This window comes from Georgfuchsia toluolica, from assembly GCF_907163265.1.
In the GTDB taxonomy this organism is placed as follows: domain Bacteria; phylum Pseudomonadota; class Gammaproteobacteria; order Burkholderiales; family Rhodocyclaceae; genus Georgfuchsia; species Georgfuchsia toluolica.
The window spans coordinates 1,165,274-1,181,807 of record NZ_CAJQUM010000001.1 but is presented as its reverse complement, the minus strand read 5'-3'; the positions used below and the strand labels follow the sequence as shown (position 1 = coordinate 1,181,807).

The window sequence follows — 16,534 nt, the reverse complement described above, 5'->3', positions numbered from 1 at the left end:
AGGGTGCCAAGCAATTACTGCTGATACAAGATACAAGACTCAAGATTTCAAGATTGATTTGTTTTCTCTTGTGTCTTGTACCCTGCGTCTTGTGCCTGCCGTCGGCTAGTCGTTGAAAGGATGGCGACGAACGATGGTTTCTTCGCGTTCCGGCCCGGTCGAGATGAGGTCGACTGGAACACCGCAGATTTCCTCGATGCGCGTCAGATAGGTGCGGGCATTGGCCGGCAGATTATCGAAGGCCTTGATGCCCACCGTATTTTCGGACCAGCCGGGCAGGGTTTCGTAGACAGGTTCGCAGCGGGCGAGATCGTCGGCGCCGACGGGCAGGATATCGGAGAATTTTCCGTCCAGCTTGTAGCCGGTGCAGATCTTGAGTTCTTCGACGCCATCGAGCACATCGAGCTTGGTGACGCAAAGTCCGGAGACGCCGTTGATCTGGATCGAACGCTTCATTGCGGCCGCATCGAACCAGCCGCAGCGACGTGCGCGGCCCGTGGTGGCGCCGAACTCATGGCCCCGGGTGGACATATGCTTACCGACTGGGTCGAGTTTGTCGATGGCGTCGTATAGCTCGGTGGGGAAGGGGCCGCCACCGACGCGCGTGGTGTAGGCCTTTGTGATGCCAAGCACATAATGCAGCATGCCGGGACCGATGCCGGCGCCGGCTGAAGCCGCGCCAGCCACGCAGTTGGAGGAGGTGACGTAGGGATAAGTGCCGTGGTCGATATCGAGCAGTGTGCCTTGGGCGCCTTCGAACAACAGGTTGGCGCCGGCCTTGTGCGCATCGTAGAGCGCGCGTGGTACATCCGCGATCATGCGCGTCAGGCGCGGCGCCATGGCCAGGGTGCCGTCGTAGACCTGCTGGAAGTCGATGGTCGCCGCACCGAAATAATTTTTCAGCACGAAATTGTGATAGTCGAGCAGCTCGGCGAGTTTTTCGGCGAAACACTTGGGATGCAGCAGATCCTGCAACCGGATCGCCCGGCGCGCCACCTTGTCCTCGTAAGCTGGGCCGATGCCGCGCCCGGTGGTGCCGATCTTGTTGCTGCCGCGCGCGGTTTCGCGCGCAATGTCGATGGCCTGGTGATAGGGCAGTATCAGCGGGCAGGCTTCCGAGATGCGCAGGCGCGGTTCGGCATTGATGCCGGCTGCGGCGAGATCATCGAGTTCATTGATCAGGGCTTCGGGCGAGAGCACCACGCCGTTGCCGATGTAGCAGATCACCTCGGGGCGCAATATGCCGGAGGGCACCAGGTGCAATACTGTCTTCTTGCCCCCGATCACCAGGGTATGCCCGGCATTGTGTCCGCCCTGAAAGCGCACTACACCCTGGGCATGATCGGTCAGCCAGTCGACAATCTTTCCCTTGCCTTCGTCGCCCCATTGGGTACCGACGACGATTACATTCTTTGCCATACGAGTTCCAGTTATTTAGATTTAGCTTGAAAAAGCGGCGACGGAGCGCCTTTTGATATCGAGCACAGCGAGCTGATTGGTAGCCCCGGGGGTTGAAACGGGGTTTCGCAAAGCACTGCTTTGCGCCGTCGGGACGGGCGAGCTGTGCAAAGCGAGCCCTGGAGCAGGGATGGGGGTGGGGGCGTTCAATTTGCCTTTGCGCATTTTCATCCTCAGATGTGGCGCTGGCGGCCATGCGCGTTAGATGTTGAATTCATCGCTTCGACAACCCATCTGCCATCGCGCAAGACAAGTTGCCGGTCGCAGTTGATCTCGCCCAAGGAATCTTCGTGGCCCGGCAACTGGCGCCAAACGATCTCGCCCTGCTCGCGCAACCGAATGACTTCGCGGTTCAGTTGCTCGTCCCTGTTCCATGGCGCCAAAATGGCAGATTGCTCCTGCTCCAGCGGAGACAATTGAGTGATGATGCGCAAATCCATGGAGAAGCCGGTCGCGGGACGCGCCTGGCCGTAGTCCTTGCCGATTTTGTCATAACGGCCGCCCAGCGCGATGGCCCCGCTGGAATTGGCGTGATAGGCGGCAAAAACAATGCCGTTGTGATAGTCATAACCGCGCAGGTCCGCCAGATCGAAACCGATCGGCAGCGCGGGCAGCGCGTCCGCCAGTTGTTGCAGTTCGTCGAGTGCGTGGCCAGCTTTTTTTGGTGGAAGCAGTTTGCGCGCCCGGTCGAGGACTTCGCGACCACCGTAGAGTTCAGGCAGGGCGAGCAACGCCGCGCGGCTGGATTCGTTCATGCACTGCGTCAGATCGCGCAGGGCCGGGATATCCTTGGCCTGCAATGCCGAAAATATGGCCTGTTCGGCTGCAGCGTTGAGTCCGGCGTCGCGCAACAGGGCGTGGAAAATGTCGACGTGGCCGAGATCTATGCGGGTGGCATCGAGCGATGAAAGTTGCAATACCTCGTTGAGCAGACTGACGATTTCGATATCCGCCTCGATGCCCTGGTGGCCGTAGATTTCGGCGCCGATTTGCAGAGGCTCGCGCGTCGCATTGAAACCCGCCGGCAGGGTATGCAGCACGCTGCCGCAATAGCAAAGGCGCGCGACGCCGCGGCGATTGAGCAGATGGGCGTCGATACGCGCAACCTGTGGCGTGATGTCGGCACGAATGCCGAGCATGCGGCCGGATATCTGGTCGACCAGCTTGAAGGTGCGCAGGTCGAGATCATGGCTGCTGCCGGTGACCAGCGATTCCATGTACTCCAGCAGCGGCGGCATGATGTACTTGTAGCCATGGCGCTGGAACATGTCCAGCAGTAAACGGCGCAACGATTCGATGCGGGCTGCTGCGGGAGGAAGCACATCCTCGATCGCGTCGGGCAGCAGCCAGCGATTCGCGCTCATCTGAACACCATCAGCAACACCACGCCCATGATTATCGACGACAAACCGATAAAGCGGATTTGTCCATCCTGCATTTCGATCACGCGGCGAAATGCGTTACGCCAGGCCTGTGGCGACAGGAACGGCAACAGTCCTTCGAGGATCAGCATCAATGCGAACGCCGCCAGGAGCAAGGAACCCTTCATTTTGCCGACTTGCCGGAATTCTTCAGGTATTTGAAAAATTCGCTGTTCGGTTCCACCACCAGCACATCGCTCCGGTTCTTGAAGCTGTTGCGATAGGCATCGAGACTGCGATAGAAGGCATAGAACTCGGGATTCTTGCTGAAGGCGCGACCATAAATCGCAGCCGCCTGGGCATCGCCCTGGCCCTTGACCTTTTGCGCATCGCGGTAGGCTTCGGCGAGTATTACTTCGCGCTGTTTGTCGGCATCGGCGCGGATTTTTTCGCCCTCTGCGGCGCCCGTTGAACGCAACTCGTTGGCGACGCGCTTGCGCTCGGTTTCCATCCGGCGATATACCGATTCGGATACCTCCGGCGGAAAGTCGACGCGCTTCAAGCGTACGTCAATGACCTGGATGCCGATATTCTTCATGTCGGCATCCGCCGCGCGCCTGACTTCCGACATGATCTTTTCGCGTTCGCCGGAGACCACGTCGCGTACTGTGCGTTTGCCGAACTGCTCGCGCAGGCCGGAATTCACGGTTTGCGACAGACGCGTGCCAGCGAGTTCCTCATCGCCGCCGACGGATATGTAGTATTGGCGTACATCGTGAATGCGCCACTTGACAAACGAATCAACCAGTACCGGCTTTTTCTCGGCGGTAAGGAAGCGTTCCGGATCCGGTGTCTCCCAGGTCAGGATACGATTATCAAAAAATCTTACATTCTGGATCAGCGGCCACTTGAAATGCAGGCCCGGTTGGGTAATCACTTCCTTGACCTCGCCGAACTGAAACACGATCGCCCATTGGCGCTGATCGACGGCGAACATGCTGGTTGCCAATAAGGCCAGCAATCCGAAAATGAATACGGCGACAAAAGTGAAATGCTGTTTCATCAACGCTCTCCCCGATCGCGGCCTTCGAGCGAGCCGCGCGAACGGTAGTCGCCGCTGGATACCACCCCCGGCGCTTTTTCTGTCTGCGGTGGGACAGCGCCGGAATAGGCAATGCCTGAGCCGGTAGCGGCTGGAACTGCTGTTTCGGCTGTCGCAGCCACTGGCGCCTGGGCGGCAACGGCCTGCATCAGTTTGTCGAGCGGCAGGTAGAGCAGGTTGCCGCTGCCCTTGGCATCGACCATGATCTTGCTGGTATTGGTGTATACCTGTTGCATGGTTTCCAGATAAAGGCGCTGGCGGGTGACTTCCGGCGCCTTGCTGTATTCGGCCAATAGCTGGCTGAAGCGCGAGGCATCGCCTTCGGAGGTGGCGATCATGCGTGCCTTGTAGCCGACGGCTTCCTGCTCTAGGCGCGCGGCACCGCCGCGCGCACGCGGGATGACGTCATTGGCGTAAGCTTGCCCTTCATTTTTTGCCCGCTCTTTGTCCTGGCCAGCTTTTACGGCATCGTCGAAAGCGGCCTGCACCTGCTCGGGTGGCTGGGTACTTTGCATGGTGACGGAGCGAATCTGGATGCCGGTCTTGTAGTGATCGAGAATTTCCTGCATCAGTTTCTTGGTACTGGCGGTGATTTCGTCGCGACCTTCATAGAGGACAAAGTCCATCTCGCTTTTGCCCACCACCTCGCGGATTGCCGTCTCGGCCGCCTGCATCACCGTATCGTCCGGATTGCGGTTCATGAACACGTAATCCATCGGATCCTTGAGCAGGTATTGCACGGCAAACTCGACACTGACGATGTTTTGGTCGTCGGTCAGCATCAAAGCCTCTTTCGGCACCTTGTTTTTTTCCGAACCGCGATAGCCAATTTCGATGGTGCGCACGCCAGAGAGGTTGACTACCTCGTTACTCTGGATCGGCCACGGCAGGCGCCAGCGCAGGCCGGGGTCGGTGGTTTCAATGAACTTGCCGAACTGCAGCACGATGCCGCGCTGGGCGGGCTCTACAATGTAGAAGCCGCTGGCGAGCCAGATGGCGGCCACCAACCCGGCAAGCAGGCCGATGCCGCCGCCGAACTGGCGCGGGCTCAGCGTTGGAATCTTGTTTCCGCTGCCGTTGCCGCCATCATTGCCGCCGCCGTTCTGGTTGCCGCTGCGGCCGCTTTTGCCAAACAGCCCCGCAAGGCGGCGATTGACGTCGCGCCATATTTCTTCGAGATCGGGAGGGCCGTCGTTCTTCATGCCCAACAGGTTTTCTCCCCAGGGGTGATGCTTGAAAGAGAGCAGTATTCCGGCAATCACTTTGTATATGTATCCGAAGAATGAGAGAGGGATCAGGCTGTAGCCGCCGTCAGGTGTTCGCTTTTTCGCGTGCCATGCCGGCCAGCGCATCACGCAAAAGATCGAGTCCCGCGCCTGTTTTCGCACTGACACGAACGCGGGCGATTTTACCATGTTCGTCCAGCGTCACTCCCGCGGCGGCGGCGGATGCATCGATCTTGTTCCAGACGATGATTTGCGGTACATCGCTGGCGCCAATACTTTTCAGAACGGCATCGACCGCAGCCATTTGCTGATCCCGATCCGGACTGGCCGAGTCGACCACATGCAGCAGCAGGTCGGCCTGCGCGGTTTCCTCCAGTGTGGCGTGAAAGGCCGCAACCAGTTCATGCGGCAGGTCGCGAATGAATCCCACGGTATCGGAAATGACGATCTGCCCGGCACCTTCGATGAAAAGACGGCGCGAGGTCGTGTCGAGCGTGGCGAACAGTTTGTCGGCGGCATAGGCGCCGGCCTTGGTCAGGGCGTTGAACAGCGTGCTTTTGCCGGCATTGGTATAGCCGACCAGGGATACGGCCAGCACTTCGCTGCGCGTGCGGGCGCGGCGGCGCACGGCGCGTTGACGCTCGAACTGCTTGAGCTTGTTCTTTAGCAGCGCGACGCGCTTGCCCAGCAAACGGCGATCGGTTTCGAGTTGCTTTTCGCCGGGACCACGCAGGCCGATGCCGCCCTTTTGCCGTTCCAGGTGGGTCCAGCCGCGTACCAGGCGCGTAGCCAGATGCTGCAACTGCGCCAGTTCCACTTGCAGCTTGCCGTCGTGGCTGCGCGCGCGCTGGGCAAAGATGTCGAGGATCAGGCTGGTCCGGTCGACAACGCGGCATTGCAGTTCGCGTTCCAGATTGCGCTGTTGCCCGGGCGAGAGCTCGTGATTGAAAATGACGACATTGGCATTATGCAGGCGGACAGCCTCTGCAATCTCGACGACTTTTCCCTTGCCGGCATAGGTCGCGGCATCCGGTCGCGACCGTTTGCCCGAAACCACGGCGGCGACCGTTGTGCCGGCGCTTGCGGCAAGCAGACGGAATTCGTCCAGTCGCTCGGCGAAGCCGGCATTGCCGAAATCGAGCTGAATCAGAACTGCGCAATCGCCGGATGGGATGGGATCAGGCAAGGTGGCGGCTTGGCAGATTGCGTGCGCCAGGCGCACATCGCAACAGCGCAGGCAATCTCAATCGGCGCCGACTTCCTGCGCGATATTGACCTGGCGTGCCGGCACGACAGTGGAAATTGCGTGCTTGTAGACCATCTGGGTGATGGTGTTCTTGAGCAGAACCACATACTGGTCGAAGGACTCGACCTGACCTTGCAGTTTGATGCCGTTGACGAGGTAAATCGATACCGGAATGTGCTCGCGGCGCAACGCGTTCAAAAACGGGTCTTGTAGCAATTGCCCTTTATTACTCATGTGTTGCCCCCGATAAATGAGATGCGAGATATGACTCTAATGGATTTTACGCTATGGCGCTACTATAAATATTTTTAGCATTCCAAATGGGTACTATGCAGTCGCCAAGGGATAGGAGCCCAGTTCCTTGACATAGCCCGCGCAGGCGTGGAGTTCCTCGAGCGCGCGTTGAACCGACGCATCGAGGCGATGGCCGAGCAGATCAATATAAAACACATATTCCCACTGGCTGCCGCCCAGGCCCCGTGCCGGACGCGATTCGAATCGCGTCATCGACACGCCGTGGCGAGCCAGCGGCGTCAGCAATTCATGCACCGCGCCGGGCTTGTGTTGCGCCGAGCAGACGAGCGAAGTTTTGTCATTGCCCGAAGGACCGGCATCGTGGCTGGCGATGACCAGAAAACGTGTCGTGTTGGTTGGGTCGTCCTCGACATTGGCGTGAAGGATGTGCAGGCCATAGAGTGCCGCCGCGGATTCGCCCGCGATAGCCGCTGATGATTCCTCTTCTGCGGCCCTGCGCGCAGCCTCCGAATTGCTGACGACGGGTATGCGTTCGAGCGCCGGCAGGTGTTTGTTCAGCCAATCCTGGCATTGCCCGAGCGACTGGGAATGCGAATAGATGCGTTTGACGTCGTCGATGGAACCGCATCTCGTCATCAAGTTGTGATGAATCGGCAGATTGATTTCGCCGCAGATCTTGAGGGGCGAAGTCAGCAGCAGGTCAAGCGTGCGCCCGATGGCGCCTTCGGTGGAGTTTTCCACCGGCACGACGCCGTAATTGGCGACGCCCGCTGCAACAGCGCGGAACACTTCATCGATGTCGGGGCAGGAATCAAGACTTGGCGACGAGCCAAAGTGCTTGCGCGCCGCGCTTTCAGAATAGGTGCCGGCTGGGCCAAGAAAAGCAATCTTCAGCGGCTGCTCAAGGGCCAGGCAGGCCGACATGATTTCGCGGAAGATGTGCTGTATGGCTTGCGCTGCCAACGGACCAGGATTTTCTCCGGACAGGCGGCGCAGTATCTGGGCTTCGCGCTCGGGACGATAAATGCTGCCCTGTTTGGCTTCGCCGATTTTGTGTGCAAATCCGGCGCGCTCGTTTAACAGCCGAACCATCTCGCTATCGATGCGATTGATGTTCTCGCGCAGTTTTGCCAGTTCGTCCTTGTTATCGCTCATCGGCTCAATATACTTCCAATCAGTTCTGCCGCGAAGATCAGGTTCAGGATCGACATATTGAATTCGACCAGGGCACACCCTGCCTCATTTACCAAACCTGGCTTCGAATTCCTGCATGTAGTTCACCAGTGTCTTGACCCCCGCGAGGGGCATCGCATTGTAAATCGAAGCGCGCATGCCGCCAACCGAGCTATGCCCCTTCAATTGCTGCAAGCCGCGCGCCCTGGCCTGCTTGAGGAATTCCTCGTTGAGTGCTTCGTCCTTGAGCGTGAAGGGGATGTTCATGCGCGAGCGGTCCTGCTTCTTCACCAGGTTCCTGAAAAAACGGCTTTGGTCGAGAAAGCCATAGAGCAGTTTGGCTTTCTCGATATTCTTCTGTTCCATCACGGCGAGGCCGCCCTGCTGCTTGAGCCACTGGAACACCAGGCCGGCGATGTAGATGCCGTAGGTCGGCGGCGTGTTGAACATCGAATCGTGGTCGGCGTGAATCTTGTAGTCGAGCATAGTCGGCGGCGTCGGCACGGCGTGGCCGATCAGGTCGTCGCGTACGATGACAATGGCAAGTCCGGCGGGGCCGATATTCTTTTGTGCGCCAGCGTAGATCAGCCCGTATTTCGAGACATCGACCGGCTTCGACAGGATGTTCGACGACATGTCGCATACCAGCGGCACGTTTCCTGTATCCGGAATCCAGTGGTATTCGACGCCGCCGATGGTTTCATTGGCGGTGTAATGCACATAGGCAGCATCCTGGTTCGGCTTCCAGCTCGATTGCGGCGGTGCGTAGCTGAAATTCCTGTCCTCGCTGCTGGCAATGACCTTGACTTGGCAAAAAGGCCTGGCTTCCCGGATTGCCTTGCCCGCCCAGACGCCGGTGTAGACATAGTCCGCCGCGGGTTTGCCGCGCAGCAGGTTGATCGGGATCATCTCGAACTGCAATGTCGCGCCGCCCTGCAGGAACAGCACCTTGTAGTTGGCCGGGATCGCCAGCAATTCGCGCAGATCGGCTTCGGCCTGGTTGCGGATGCCCATGAAGTCCTTGCCGCGATGGCTCATCTCCATCACGGACTGTCCCGAACCATGCCAGTCGAGCATTTCCGCGGCGGCCTGTTTGAGCACTGGTTCCGGCAAGGTGGCGGGACCGGCGCTGAAGTTAAATGCGCGTGTCATTGCCTATTCCTCCAGCGTAGCTTCGGTTTCGATGACTTTTTCGATGCCCGCGAGCAGGGTGCCATCGTCGAGATTGATCAGGGTAACGCCCTGCGTGGCGCGGCTCATTTCGCGGATATCGGCAACCGGAGTGCGGATCAGCACGCCGCCGGTCGAGATCAGCATGATTTCGTCCGTGCTGACGCCGGCCTGCACCAGCACCGCGCCGACCACCTTGCCGTTGCGCTCCGAGGTCTGGATCGCAATCATACCCTTGGTGCCGCGGCCGTGGCGGGTGTACTCGGCGATCGGCGTGCGCTTGCCGTAGCCGTTTTCGGTCGCCGTCAGCACCGAATAGTTTTCGTTGTCGGCGACCAGCATCGAAATTACGGTCTGCCCGTCTTCGAGCATCATGCCGCGCACGCCGCGCGCCTCGCGGCCCATGGCGCGCACGTCGTTCTCGTCGAAACGCACCGCCTTGCCGGCATCGGAGAACAGCATGACGTCGTTGTGGCCGTCGGTGATGGCGACGCCGATCAGGTGATCGCCGTCGTCGAGGCTGACCGCGATGATGCCGGCCTTGCGCGGATTGGCGAAGGCGGTGAGCGGCGTCTTTTTGACGGTGCCGAGCGTGGTTGCCATGAAGACGAAATGATTCTCGTCGAACTCCTTGATGGGCAGCACCGCCGTTATTTTTTCATTGTCCACCAGCGGGAACAGGTTGACCACCGGCTTGCCGCGCGAGGCGCGCGTGCCTTCCGGCACCTCATACACCTTGAGCCAGTACACGCGGCCGCGGTTGGAGAAACAGAGGATGTAATCGTGCGTATTGGCGACGAAGAGGTGATCGACGAAATCGTCTTCCTTGATCGCCGCTGCCTGCTTGCCGCGTCCGCCGCGTTTCTGCGCCTTGTAGTCGTCGAGCGGCTGGCGCTTGATGTAACCGCCGTGTGAGAGCGTGACCACCATGTCTTGTGGCGTGATCAGGTCTTCGAGATTGATGTCCTGCGCATTGAGGATGATTTCCGAACGGCGATCGTCGCCGAACTGTGCCTTGATCGCAGTCAACTCGGCGCCGATGATTTGCGTAATGCGTTCGGGGCGGGCAAGGATGTCGAGCAGGTCGGCAATGACCGCCATGACTTCCTTGTACTCGCTGACGATCTTGTCCTGCTCCAGCCCGGTCAGGCGCTGCAGGCGCAATTCGAGGATCGCCTGGGCCTGGGCGTCGGAAAGCCGGTAGCCATTTGTCGTCAGTCCGAATTCGCGCGCCAGTCCCTCCGGGCGCGAGGCATCGGCATTGACGCGATCGAGCATGTCCCTGACCAGCGCCGATTGCCAGTGGCGCTCCATAAGGCCGCGCTTGGCTTCGGCTGGCGTAGGGGCTGCCTTGATCAGTGCGATGACATCATCGACGTTGGATAGAGCGACGGCGAGGCCTTCAAGGATATGACCGCGCTCGCGCGCCTTGCGCAACTCGAACACCGTGCGCCGCGTTACCACTTCGCGCCGGTGCGAGAGGAAGCATTCGAGCAGTTGCTTGAGGTTGAGCAGGCGCGGCCGGCCATCGATCAGGGCCACCATGTTCATGCCGAAGGTATCCTGCAACTGCGTCTGCTTGTAGAGGTTGTTGAGCACCACATCGGGCATTTCACCGCGCTTCAGATCGATCACGACGCGCATGCCGGATTTGTCCGACTCGTCCTGGATGTGCGAAATCCCCTCGATCTTTTTCTCGTTCACCAGCTCGGCGATTTTTTCGAGCAGGGTGCGTTTATTGACCTGGTAGGGCAATTCGTCGACGATGATGGACTGCTTGCCGCTGGGCGCTTCCTCGATATGCGTGCGGGCACGCATCACAACGCGCCCGCGCCCGGTCAGGTAGCCGTCGCGCACGCCGGAAACGCCATAGATCAGGCCTGCGGTCGGGAAATCCGGTGCCGGCACGATCTTGATGAGTTCCTCGATACCTAGCGCCGGATCGGCGAGCAGGGCAATGCAGGCGTCGACAATTTCATTGAGGTTATGCGGCGGAATGTTGGTCGCCATGCCAACCGCGATGCCGGAACTGCCGTTGATCAGCAGGTTGGGGATGCGCGCAGGCAATACCAGCGGTTCCTGCTCCGAGCCATCGTAGTTGGGGCCGAAGTCGACGGTTTCCTTGTCGATGTCGAACAGCAGTTCATGGCCGATCCTGGCCATGCGTATTTCGGTGTAGCGCATCGCCGCCGCGTTGTCGCCGTCGACCGAACCGAAGTTGCCCTGGCCGTCGACCAGCATGTAGCGCAGCGAGAAATCCTGCGCCATGCGAACGATGGTGTCATAGACAGCGGTATCGCCGTGCGGGTGGTATTTACCGATCACGTCGCCGACGATGCGCGCCGATTTCTTGTAGGCCTTGTTCCAGTCGTTGCCGAGTTCGTGCATCGCAAACAGCACGCGGCGGTGTACCGGTTTCAGACCGTCGCGCGCGTCGGGCAGTGCACGCCCCACGATTACGCTCATGGCATAATCGAGGTAGGAATGGCGCATTTCCTCTTCCAGGCTGATCGGCAGTGTTTCTTTGGCAAAAGTCGTGGTCATCTTGTTATGGTTTACCGTGGCGCGGAGGTAACTGGCGGGCAAGATCTTTAAAAATGAAATTTTACCACGCAGGGCCCGGCAAACCGCCGCTGGAAATGATCTTTGGGCATTTCGGCGACGACGCTGCTACACGGTTATTTTCGGGAATGGCGTCTCATCCATGCAACTATTGATGGATATCAATATGACAATATTGATATCCATCCCGATTTTGTGGCACAATTCCCTCGTATGTCGGGATGAGCAACCGGTTATGCGTTGGCGCCCTGACAATCGCCCTTATCCACGATCAAGAAAGTCGAGGACTCAAATGAAAAATGTCGCCATGAAATCCTTGTTGATTGCCGCTCTGTCGGCTGTCGGCTTATCCGCTTTTGCCCAGACCAAGAATGTTGTTCTGGACACCAAAGGCATGGAGCCTTTGCCTTATGCCGTCGATGCTCGTGGCGTAATTACCCGCAGCGGTACCGGTCTATGCTGGCGCACGGGTTACTGGACCCAGGAACTGGCCGCAAAAACGCCCGTCGTTGGTAGCGAGTTTCCCGCTGGTTGCGAATGCGACAAGGATTTGATGCCAAAGGCGGTCTGCGAGCCCGCGGCCAAGAAGGCCGCTGAGGCGCCGGAACCAGTCGCTCCCGCTCCGGTTGCCGCCGTCAAGCCCTCCGCTGAGAAGATCACGGTTGCCGCTGACGCATTGTTCGATTTTGACAAGGCGGATCTGCGCGCCGAAGGCAAGGCCAAACTCGATGACGTAGCCAGTAAAGCCAGCACACTCAAAATTGAAGCCATCACCGCTGTCGGCCACGCCGACCGCTTTGGCACCGACAAGTACAACCAAAAGCTGTCCGAGCGCCGCGCCAATTCGGTGAAAGACTATCTGGTGAAGAAGGGCATTGCCGCCGACCGCATCTATGCCGAAGGCAAGGGCAAGACCCAGCCTGTGACCAAGCCCGACCAATGCAAGGGTCCGAAGAGCAAGAAGGTCATTGCCTGCCTGCAGCCTGATCGTCGCGTAGTGATCGAAGTGATCGGCACCAAATAAGCAGTTTTCAGGTATAAGAAAGCCCTGCTATGCAGGGCTTTTTTTTTGACCTAAAAACCGCACGAATGAAAACCATGAGCAACGTAGATCCGAAGGAACTTGCTAAATTTGGCGATTTGGCGCATCGCTGGTGGGATCCGAACTCGGAATTTCGCCCACTGCATGAGATCAATCCGCTCCGGCTCGACTGGATCGACCGCCATGTCGGTTTGGACGGCAAGCGCGTGCTCGACATTGGTTGTGGAGGCGGCATTCTGGCCGAGGCCATGGCCGGGCGCGGCGCCATCGTCACCGGCATTGATCTGTCGGAAAAACCGCTCGGCGTCGCGCGGCTGCACCTCTACGAATCCGGATTGAAGGTTGACTACCGTCAAGTCGCAGCGGAAGAACTGGCAAGTGAAATGCCGGCTGCCTTCGATGTCGTCACCTGCATGGAAATGCTGGAACATGTGCCCGATCCGGCGAGCACCGTGCGCGCCTGCGCCGAACTGGTAAAGCCGGGCGGCGCGGTGTTCTTCTCGACCATCAACCGCAATCCGAAGTCCTACCTGTTCGCGGTGATTGGCGCCGAATACATCCTCAAGCTGCTGCCACGCGGCACGCATGATTATGCGCGTTTCATTCGCCCTGCCGAACTCGCTCGTTATGCACGCGAAGCGGGGTTGCAAAACGAAGAAATCATCGGCATGCACTACAACCCGTTCACCAAGCAATATTCGCTCGGCCCTGGCAGCGGCGTGAATTATCTGATGCGTACCCAGCGCCGTTGCTGAGGGGTAACTGAGGTGGCGATCGAAGCAATCTTGTTCGACCTCGACGGCACGCTGGCGGATAGCGCGCCTGACCTTGGCGCAGCCCTCAATCGACTGCGCGAAGAAGCCGGTTTGCCACCGTTTCCGCTCGACATATTGCGTCCGTACGCCTCGGCTGGCGCGCGCGGCCTGATTGGTGCCGGCTTCGGTCTGGCGCCGGATCACGCGCTCTATCCGGATTTGCAGCGGCGTTTCCTTGCGCACTATGCAAGCCGGATTTGTGTCGACACGCGCTTGTTTCCGGGAGTTGTCGAACTTCTTGCCGAACTTGACCGGCGCGGGATCCGCTGGGGTGTCGTCACCAACAAGATCGAGCGTTACACGCGGCCTCTGCTCAAATGCCTCGGCCTGCATGACCGTGCCGCCTGCATCGTTTCCGGTGACAGCGCAGCCAAACCCAAACCGGATCCTGCGCCATTATTGATGGCCTGCGAGATCGCCAGGGTGCGGCCCCGCAATGTAATGTATGTCGGCGATGATGAGCGCGACGTGCAAGCGGGTCGGGCCGCAGGTATGCATACCGTGATTGCAGCCTGGGGCTATTTGAACGGGGTACCGATCAAGGAGTGGGGCGCCGACACCATCATCGACCATCCGGCCGATGTGCTCGTGCTGATTGATGGGCCGTGACCACGCGTAGGCGACAGCTTAGTGGCGCGCCAATGACGATGGGGACCGAAGTCCCCACCGGCTTTTCTTTGGTTACAAGGCTCAAGCAGCCTCGGCATAGGCCTTAAGCGGCCAGTGCGAAACGCTCATCGTTGGCGTTTAGAGATTTGCTTCATTAACGTCGATCGCCTGACGAGTTGCCTGCTCACCTTTGCCCGCCCTGTCGAAACCAGTACACCCCCACCTAAGAGCACTCCGATACGCTTAGGTGGAGGTGGCGGGAATCGAACCCGCGTCCAAGACGCCTCCAGATTGCCGGAATTACAACCATAAAACAATTATGGGGCCGAAAGGCCTTATTTTCAAGGATTCCGCCAGGTATTTGCGGGGGGGGGGTATGTCATGAAAAGCGCAGTTGGCGTAAGCTTTAAATATTTTCAAACTATAAACCGACAGGCGACAGTGGCCTGAAGCAATGCCCAAACATTCTGGAGAAGCAAGCCATTTCATCAATGAACTTGATGCCGCAGTCGAGGCCCACATGGGTTGGGTGCGCCGTGTTTTGCGATGTGCCGTGCTGGGCACCCCGCCCAGCGACGATGTGCTCGATCCCTTGGCTCACTCTCTATGCCGCTTCGGTCGCTGGTTTGCGTTGAACAAGCGGAATTTAGAGAAACTCGATGCGCAAAAGATGCAAAGGCTCGATATCGTACATCAAAACATGCATGACGCCATTCGGGCAATCTGCACAGAAATGCTGGCCGGTCGGGGAGGGAACAGCGCCGATCTGGACGTCTTTGAACAGACGCAATCAGAACTTGTCAATTTGTTGGCAGAGCTCAAGACCAGGGTTCTGGCAAACGCCGCGCGCCACGATCCACCAACTTGACTGCCCGCGGCTACACTGACTAACTGCCCTCGGCTTCCATGAATGCGCCCGTTCTCGCAATAACCGGCGCAGGAGTATCGCTTCCCGGTGTGCTGTTGCTGAGCTTGCGTTCAATGATCTCCATCGTCGCCCGGCCGATGTAATCGTCGGCGACGCCGCGCATTTCGAGGGCTTCAAGATAGGCGCGGCCGATCATTCGGCCCAACGGCGGCGGATTGTAGAGCAGCTTCTTGATGGTGAAGGGATTGAGCGTGAGCGGATCGTAATTGGCCGACAGATAGCCTTCAGCGATCAGCCGCTTTTCGATTGGCGTGCCGGGCTGCACGCCGATGAAGAAAATGAAGGGCAGGACGTTGTCGCGGCCGAACATCTCATACAGTTCACGAATCTTGGCGATGGTGGCCAGCAGCGTCCGCGGTGTCTCGCCTGGCGCGTTGAGGGGCATGTAGAGCTTGATCTGCTGGTCGGTGTGGCCGGCATCCTTGAACATGCGGAACGCGTCCATTTGTTGTTCCAGGTTGTAGCCGAGTGTCAGGCTGTCGATCACATCCTGCGTGCCCGTGAAGGACAGATCGATGCTCTCGATCCCGGTCTGCAGCATCTTGGCGGCGATGGAGGGCGTCAGGTGGTTGAGGCGCAAGTAACCGGTCCAGCGCACCTTGACCTGGCGCGCGATCATTTCGTCGAGGACTTGCTCGACATGCTGCGTGCTACGTTTGGTCGAACAGAACTGGGCATCGGTGAACCAGATGTGCTTGACGCCGTAGTTCTTGCTCAGCGACTCCACTTCCTTGGCCACTTCCACCGGGTCGCGGTAGCGCTGGCGGGCGCCCTCGATCTTGTTATACAGACAGAAATTACATTGGAACGGGCAGCCGCGCTTGGTATGCACGCCGATGACCTCGCCGAGGTAATCGCGGAATCCGGGAAAGATCGATTCGATGTAGCGGAAATCGACCGCGGTCAGTTTCGCCAGGTCGAAGTTCTCCTCGGCGGGATTATGGATCAGCGCGCCGGAACGATCCTTGTACCAGTGATGACCGGCGGGTTTGATAAAGCCGTCGACGATCGAGAGCATCGCCTCCTCGCCCTCGCCGACCACGACGACGGTATCGTTGGGACATTTGCGGGCGATGTACTTGCCGAAAATCGATACTGCGGTGCCACCCACCATCAGGCGCACATCGGGCAGCAGACGCCGCGCCAGCCTGAGATAGGCGAAATTCTGCAGCCGCATCGTCGCGTAGTCCCAGATGATGCGGGTCGCAGCCCAGGCCGCCTTGATTCGCCGCAATGGGTTTTTGGCAAATTCGAAATCCATGACCACATCGAGCGCATCGTTTTCCGGATGCGGGCCGAAGGTCTGCATATTGCGCCAGGAAAAGGCGACCACGTCGGGGCGCAGTTCCAGCAGGCGCTCGCGCAACTTGGCTTGACGCTGGCTGGGTTCGATCAGCGCCAGATCAAGAATCTCCTGGCGCACGTCCGGCCGCTGCTTGTGGATGAAGTCGGACAGATACACCACGCCACCGGGCCAGATTTTCCACACGGGCAGGCGTATATACAGGACGGAACGGACGGTTTTTGACATGGCTTGGGATTTCAGCAGTTGGTAACGCTATATCGTGGCTCAAGCGAAGGGCGGGC

The 16,534-nt window shown here is 59.0% G+C and carries 15 protein-coding genes and 1 other RNA gene; 4 read left to right on the top strand and 12 right to left on the bottom strand.

The window, feature by feature from the left end; genetic code table 11:
* Window positions 1-105: 105 nt before the first annotated feature.
* The 10 genes from K5E80_RS05540 to gyrA all read right to left on the bottom strand — a co-directional run bounded on the left by K5E80_RS05540 (window position 106) and on the right by gyrA (window position 11,535).
* Entirely contained in the window at window positions 106-1,419 is a 1,314-nt protein-coding gene (locus K5E80_RS05540) for an adenylosuccinate synthase (protein WP_220635223.1), read from the bottom strand.
* Window positions 1,420-1,631: 212 nt separating this feature from the next.
* A complete protein-coding gene (locus K5E80_RS05535) occupies window positions 1,632-2,822 on the bottom strand; it encodes an ATP phosphoribosyltransferase regulatory subunit (RefSeq protein WP_220635222.1) in 1,191 nt (396 codons plus the stop codon).
* Complete coding sequence (locus K5E80_RS05530; protein WP_220635221.1) at window positions 2,819-3,007, bottom strand: DUF2065 domain-containing protein; 189 nt, start codon at window positions 3,005-3,007, stop codon at window positions 2,819-2,821. Before K5E80_RS05530 ends, K5E80_RS05535 begins: the two co-directional genes overlap by 4 nt.
* The gene (gene hflC / locus K5E80_RS05525) at window positions 3,004-3,882 is read right to left on the bottom strand and encodes a protease modulator HflC (RefSeq protein WP_220635220.1); all 879 of its coding nucleotides are present in this window, start codon (window positions 3,880-3,882) and stop codon (window positions 3,004-3,006) included. Before hflC ends, K5E80_RS05530 begins: the two co-directional genes overlap by 4 nt.
* Window positions 3,882-5,123: an FtsH protease activity modulator HflK gene (hflK, locus tag K5E80_RS05520; RefSeq protein ID WP_246591068.1), complete on the bottom strand. Its 1,242-nt coding sequence runs from the start codon at window positions 5,121-5,123 to the stop codon at window positions 3,882-3,884. Before hflK ends, hflC begins: the two co-directional genes overlap by 1 nt.
* Window positions 5,124-5,232: 109 nt before the next feature.
* Window positions 5,233-6,333 carry a GTPase HflX gene (gene hflX / locus K5E80_RS05515; RefSeq protein WP_220635219.1) on the bottom strand — a complete coding sequence of 367 codons (1,101 nt, stop codon included), beginning with the start codon at window positions 6,331-6,333 and terminating at the stop codon, window positions 5,233-5,235.
* Window positions 6,334-6,390: 57 nt separating this feature from the next.
* Complete coding sequence (hfq, locus tag K5E80_RS05510) at window positions 6,391-6,627, bottom strand: RNA chaperone Hfq (RefSeq protein ID WP_220635218.1); 237 nt, start codon at window positions 6,625-6,627, stop codon at window positions 6,391-6,393.
* Between the two features lie 93 nt (window positions 6,628-6,720).
* Complete coding sequence (pheA, locus tag K5E80_RS05505) at window positions 6,721-7,803, bottom strand: prephenate dehydratase (RefSeq protein ID WP_220635217.1); 1,083 nt, start codon at window positions 7,801-7,803, stop codon at window positions 6,721-6,723.
* Between the two features lie 84 nt (window positions 7,804-7,887).
* The gene (serC, locus tag K5E80_RS05500) at window positions 7,888-8,973 is read right to left on the bottom strand and encodes a 3-phosphoserine/phosphohydroxythreonine transaminase (protein WP_220635216.1); all 1,086 of its coding nucleotides are present in this window, start codon (window positions 8,971-8,973) and stop codon (window positions 7,888-7,890) included.
* Between the two features lie 3 nt (window positions 8,974-8,976).
* Entirely contained in the window at window positions 8,977-11,535 is a 2,559-nt protein-coding gene (gyrA, locus tag K5E80_RS05495; protein WP_220635215.1) for a DNA gyrase subunit A, read from the bottom strand.
* A 325-nt stretch (window positions 11,536-11,860) separates the two neighbouring features.
* Here gyrA and K5E80_RS05490 point away from each other — a divergent pair, with 325 nt between their 5' ends.
* The 3 genes from K5E80_RS05490 to gph all read left to right on the top strand — a co-directional run bounded on the left by K5E80_RS05490 (window position 11,861) and on the right by gph (window position 14,019).
* Complete coding sequence (locus K5E80_RS05490; RefSeq protein WP_246590881.1) at window positions 11,861-12,577, top strand: OmpA family protein; 717 nt, start codon at window positions 11,861-11,863, stop codon at window positions 12,575-12,577.
* 65 nt (window positions 12,578-12,642) lie between these two features.
* Window positions 12,643-13,350, top strand: a complete 708-nt coding sequence (gene ubiG / locus K5E80_RS05485; protein ID WP_220635213.1) for a bifunctional 2-polyprenyl-6-hydroxyphenol methylase/3-demethylubiquinol 3-O-methyltransferase UbiG — start codon at window positions 12,643-12,645, stop codon at window positions 13,348-13,350.
* Between the two features lie 12 nt (window positions 13,351-13,362).
* A complete protein-coding gene (gene gph / locus K5E80_RS05480) occupies window positions 13,363-14,019 on the top strand; it encodes a phosphoglycolate phosphatase (protein ID WP_246590880.1) in 657 nt (218 codons plus the stop codon).
* 33 nt (window positions 14,020-14,052) lie between these two features.
* On the opposite strand, the gene ssrA is transcribed toward gph, so the two are convergent.
* Window positions 14,053-14,378: a transfer-messenger RNA gene (gene ssrA / locus K5E80_RS05475) on the bottom strand.
* 161 nt (window positions 14,379-14,539) lie between these two features.
* Between ssrA and K5E80_RS05470 the strand changes: the two genes are divergently transcribed.
* Window positions 14,540-14,887 (top strand): CZB domain-containing protein, encoded by a 348-nt coding sequence (locus K5E80_RS05470; protein WP_220635212.1) that lies wholly within the window; start codon window positions 14,540-14,542, stop codon window positions 14,885-14,887.
* 19 nt (window positions 14,888-14,906) lie between these two features.
* On the opposite strand, the gene K5E80_RS05465 is transcribed toward K5E80_RS05470, so the two are convergent.
* Complete coding sequence (locus K5E80_RS05465; RefSeq protein WP_220635211.1) at window positions 14,907-16,478, bottom strand: B12-binding domain-containing radical SAM protein; 1,572 nt, start codon at window positions 16,476-16,478, stop codon at window positions 14,907-14,909.
* Between the last annotated feature and the right edge of the window lie 56 nt (window positions 16,479-16,534).

Coding starts and splice junctions, on each gene's coding strand:
- K5E80_RS05465 (WP_220635211.1), bottom strand. CDS start 16,478: ATGTCAAAAACCGTCCGTTCCGTCCTGTATATACGCCTGCCCGTGTGG.
- pheA (WP_220635217.1), bottom strand. CDS start 7,803: ATGAGCGATAACAAGGACGAACTGGCAAAACTGCGCGAGAACATCAAT.
- hflK (WP_246591068.1), bottom strand. CDS start 5,123: ATGAAGAACGACGGCCCTCCCGATCTCGAAGAAATATGGCGCGACGTC.
- K5E80_RS05540 (WP_220635223.1), bottom strand. CDS start 1,419: ATGGCAAAGAATGTAATCGTCGTCGGTACCCAATGGGGCGACGAAGGC.
- K5E80_RS05530 (WP_220635221.1), bottom strand. CDS start 3,007: ATGAAGGGTTCCTTGCTCCTGGCGGCGTTCGCATTGATGCTGATCCTC.
- serC (WP_220635216.1), bottom strand. CDS start 8,973: ATGACACGCGCATTTAACTTCAGCGCCGGTCCCGCCACCTTGCCGGAA.
- K5E80_RS05470 (WP_220635212.1), top strand. CDS start 14,540: ATGGGTTGGGTGCGCCGTGTTTTGCGATGTGCCGTGCTGGGCACCCCG.
- K5E80_RS05535 (WP_220635222.1), bottom strand. CDS start 2,822: ATGAGCGCGAATCGCTGGCTGCTGCCCGACGCGATCGAGGATGTGCTT.
- gyrA (WP_220635215.1), bottom strand. CDS start 11,535: ATGACCACGACTTTTGCCAAAGAAACACTGCCGATCAGCCTGGAAGAG.
- hflC (WP_220635220.1), bottom strand. CDS start 3,882: ATGAAACAGCATTTCACTTTTGTCGCCGTATTCATTTTCGGATTGCTG.
- K5E80_RS05490 (WP_246590881.1), top strand. CDS start 11,861: ATGAAATCCTTGTTGATTGCCGCTCTGTCGGCTGTCGGCTTATCCGCT.
- hfq (WP_220635218.1), bottom strand. CDS start 6,627: ATGAGTAATAAAGGGCAATTGCTACAAGACCCGTTTTTGAACGCGTTG.
- ubiG (WP_220635213.1), top strand. CDS start 12,643: ATGAAAACCATGAGCAACGTAGATCCGAAGGAACTTGCTAAATTTGGC.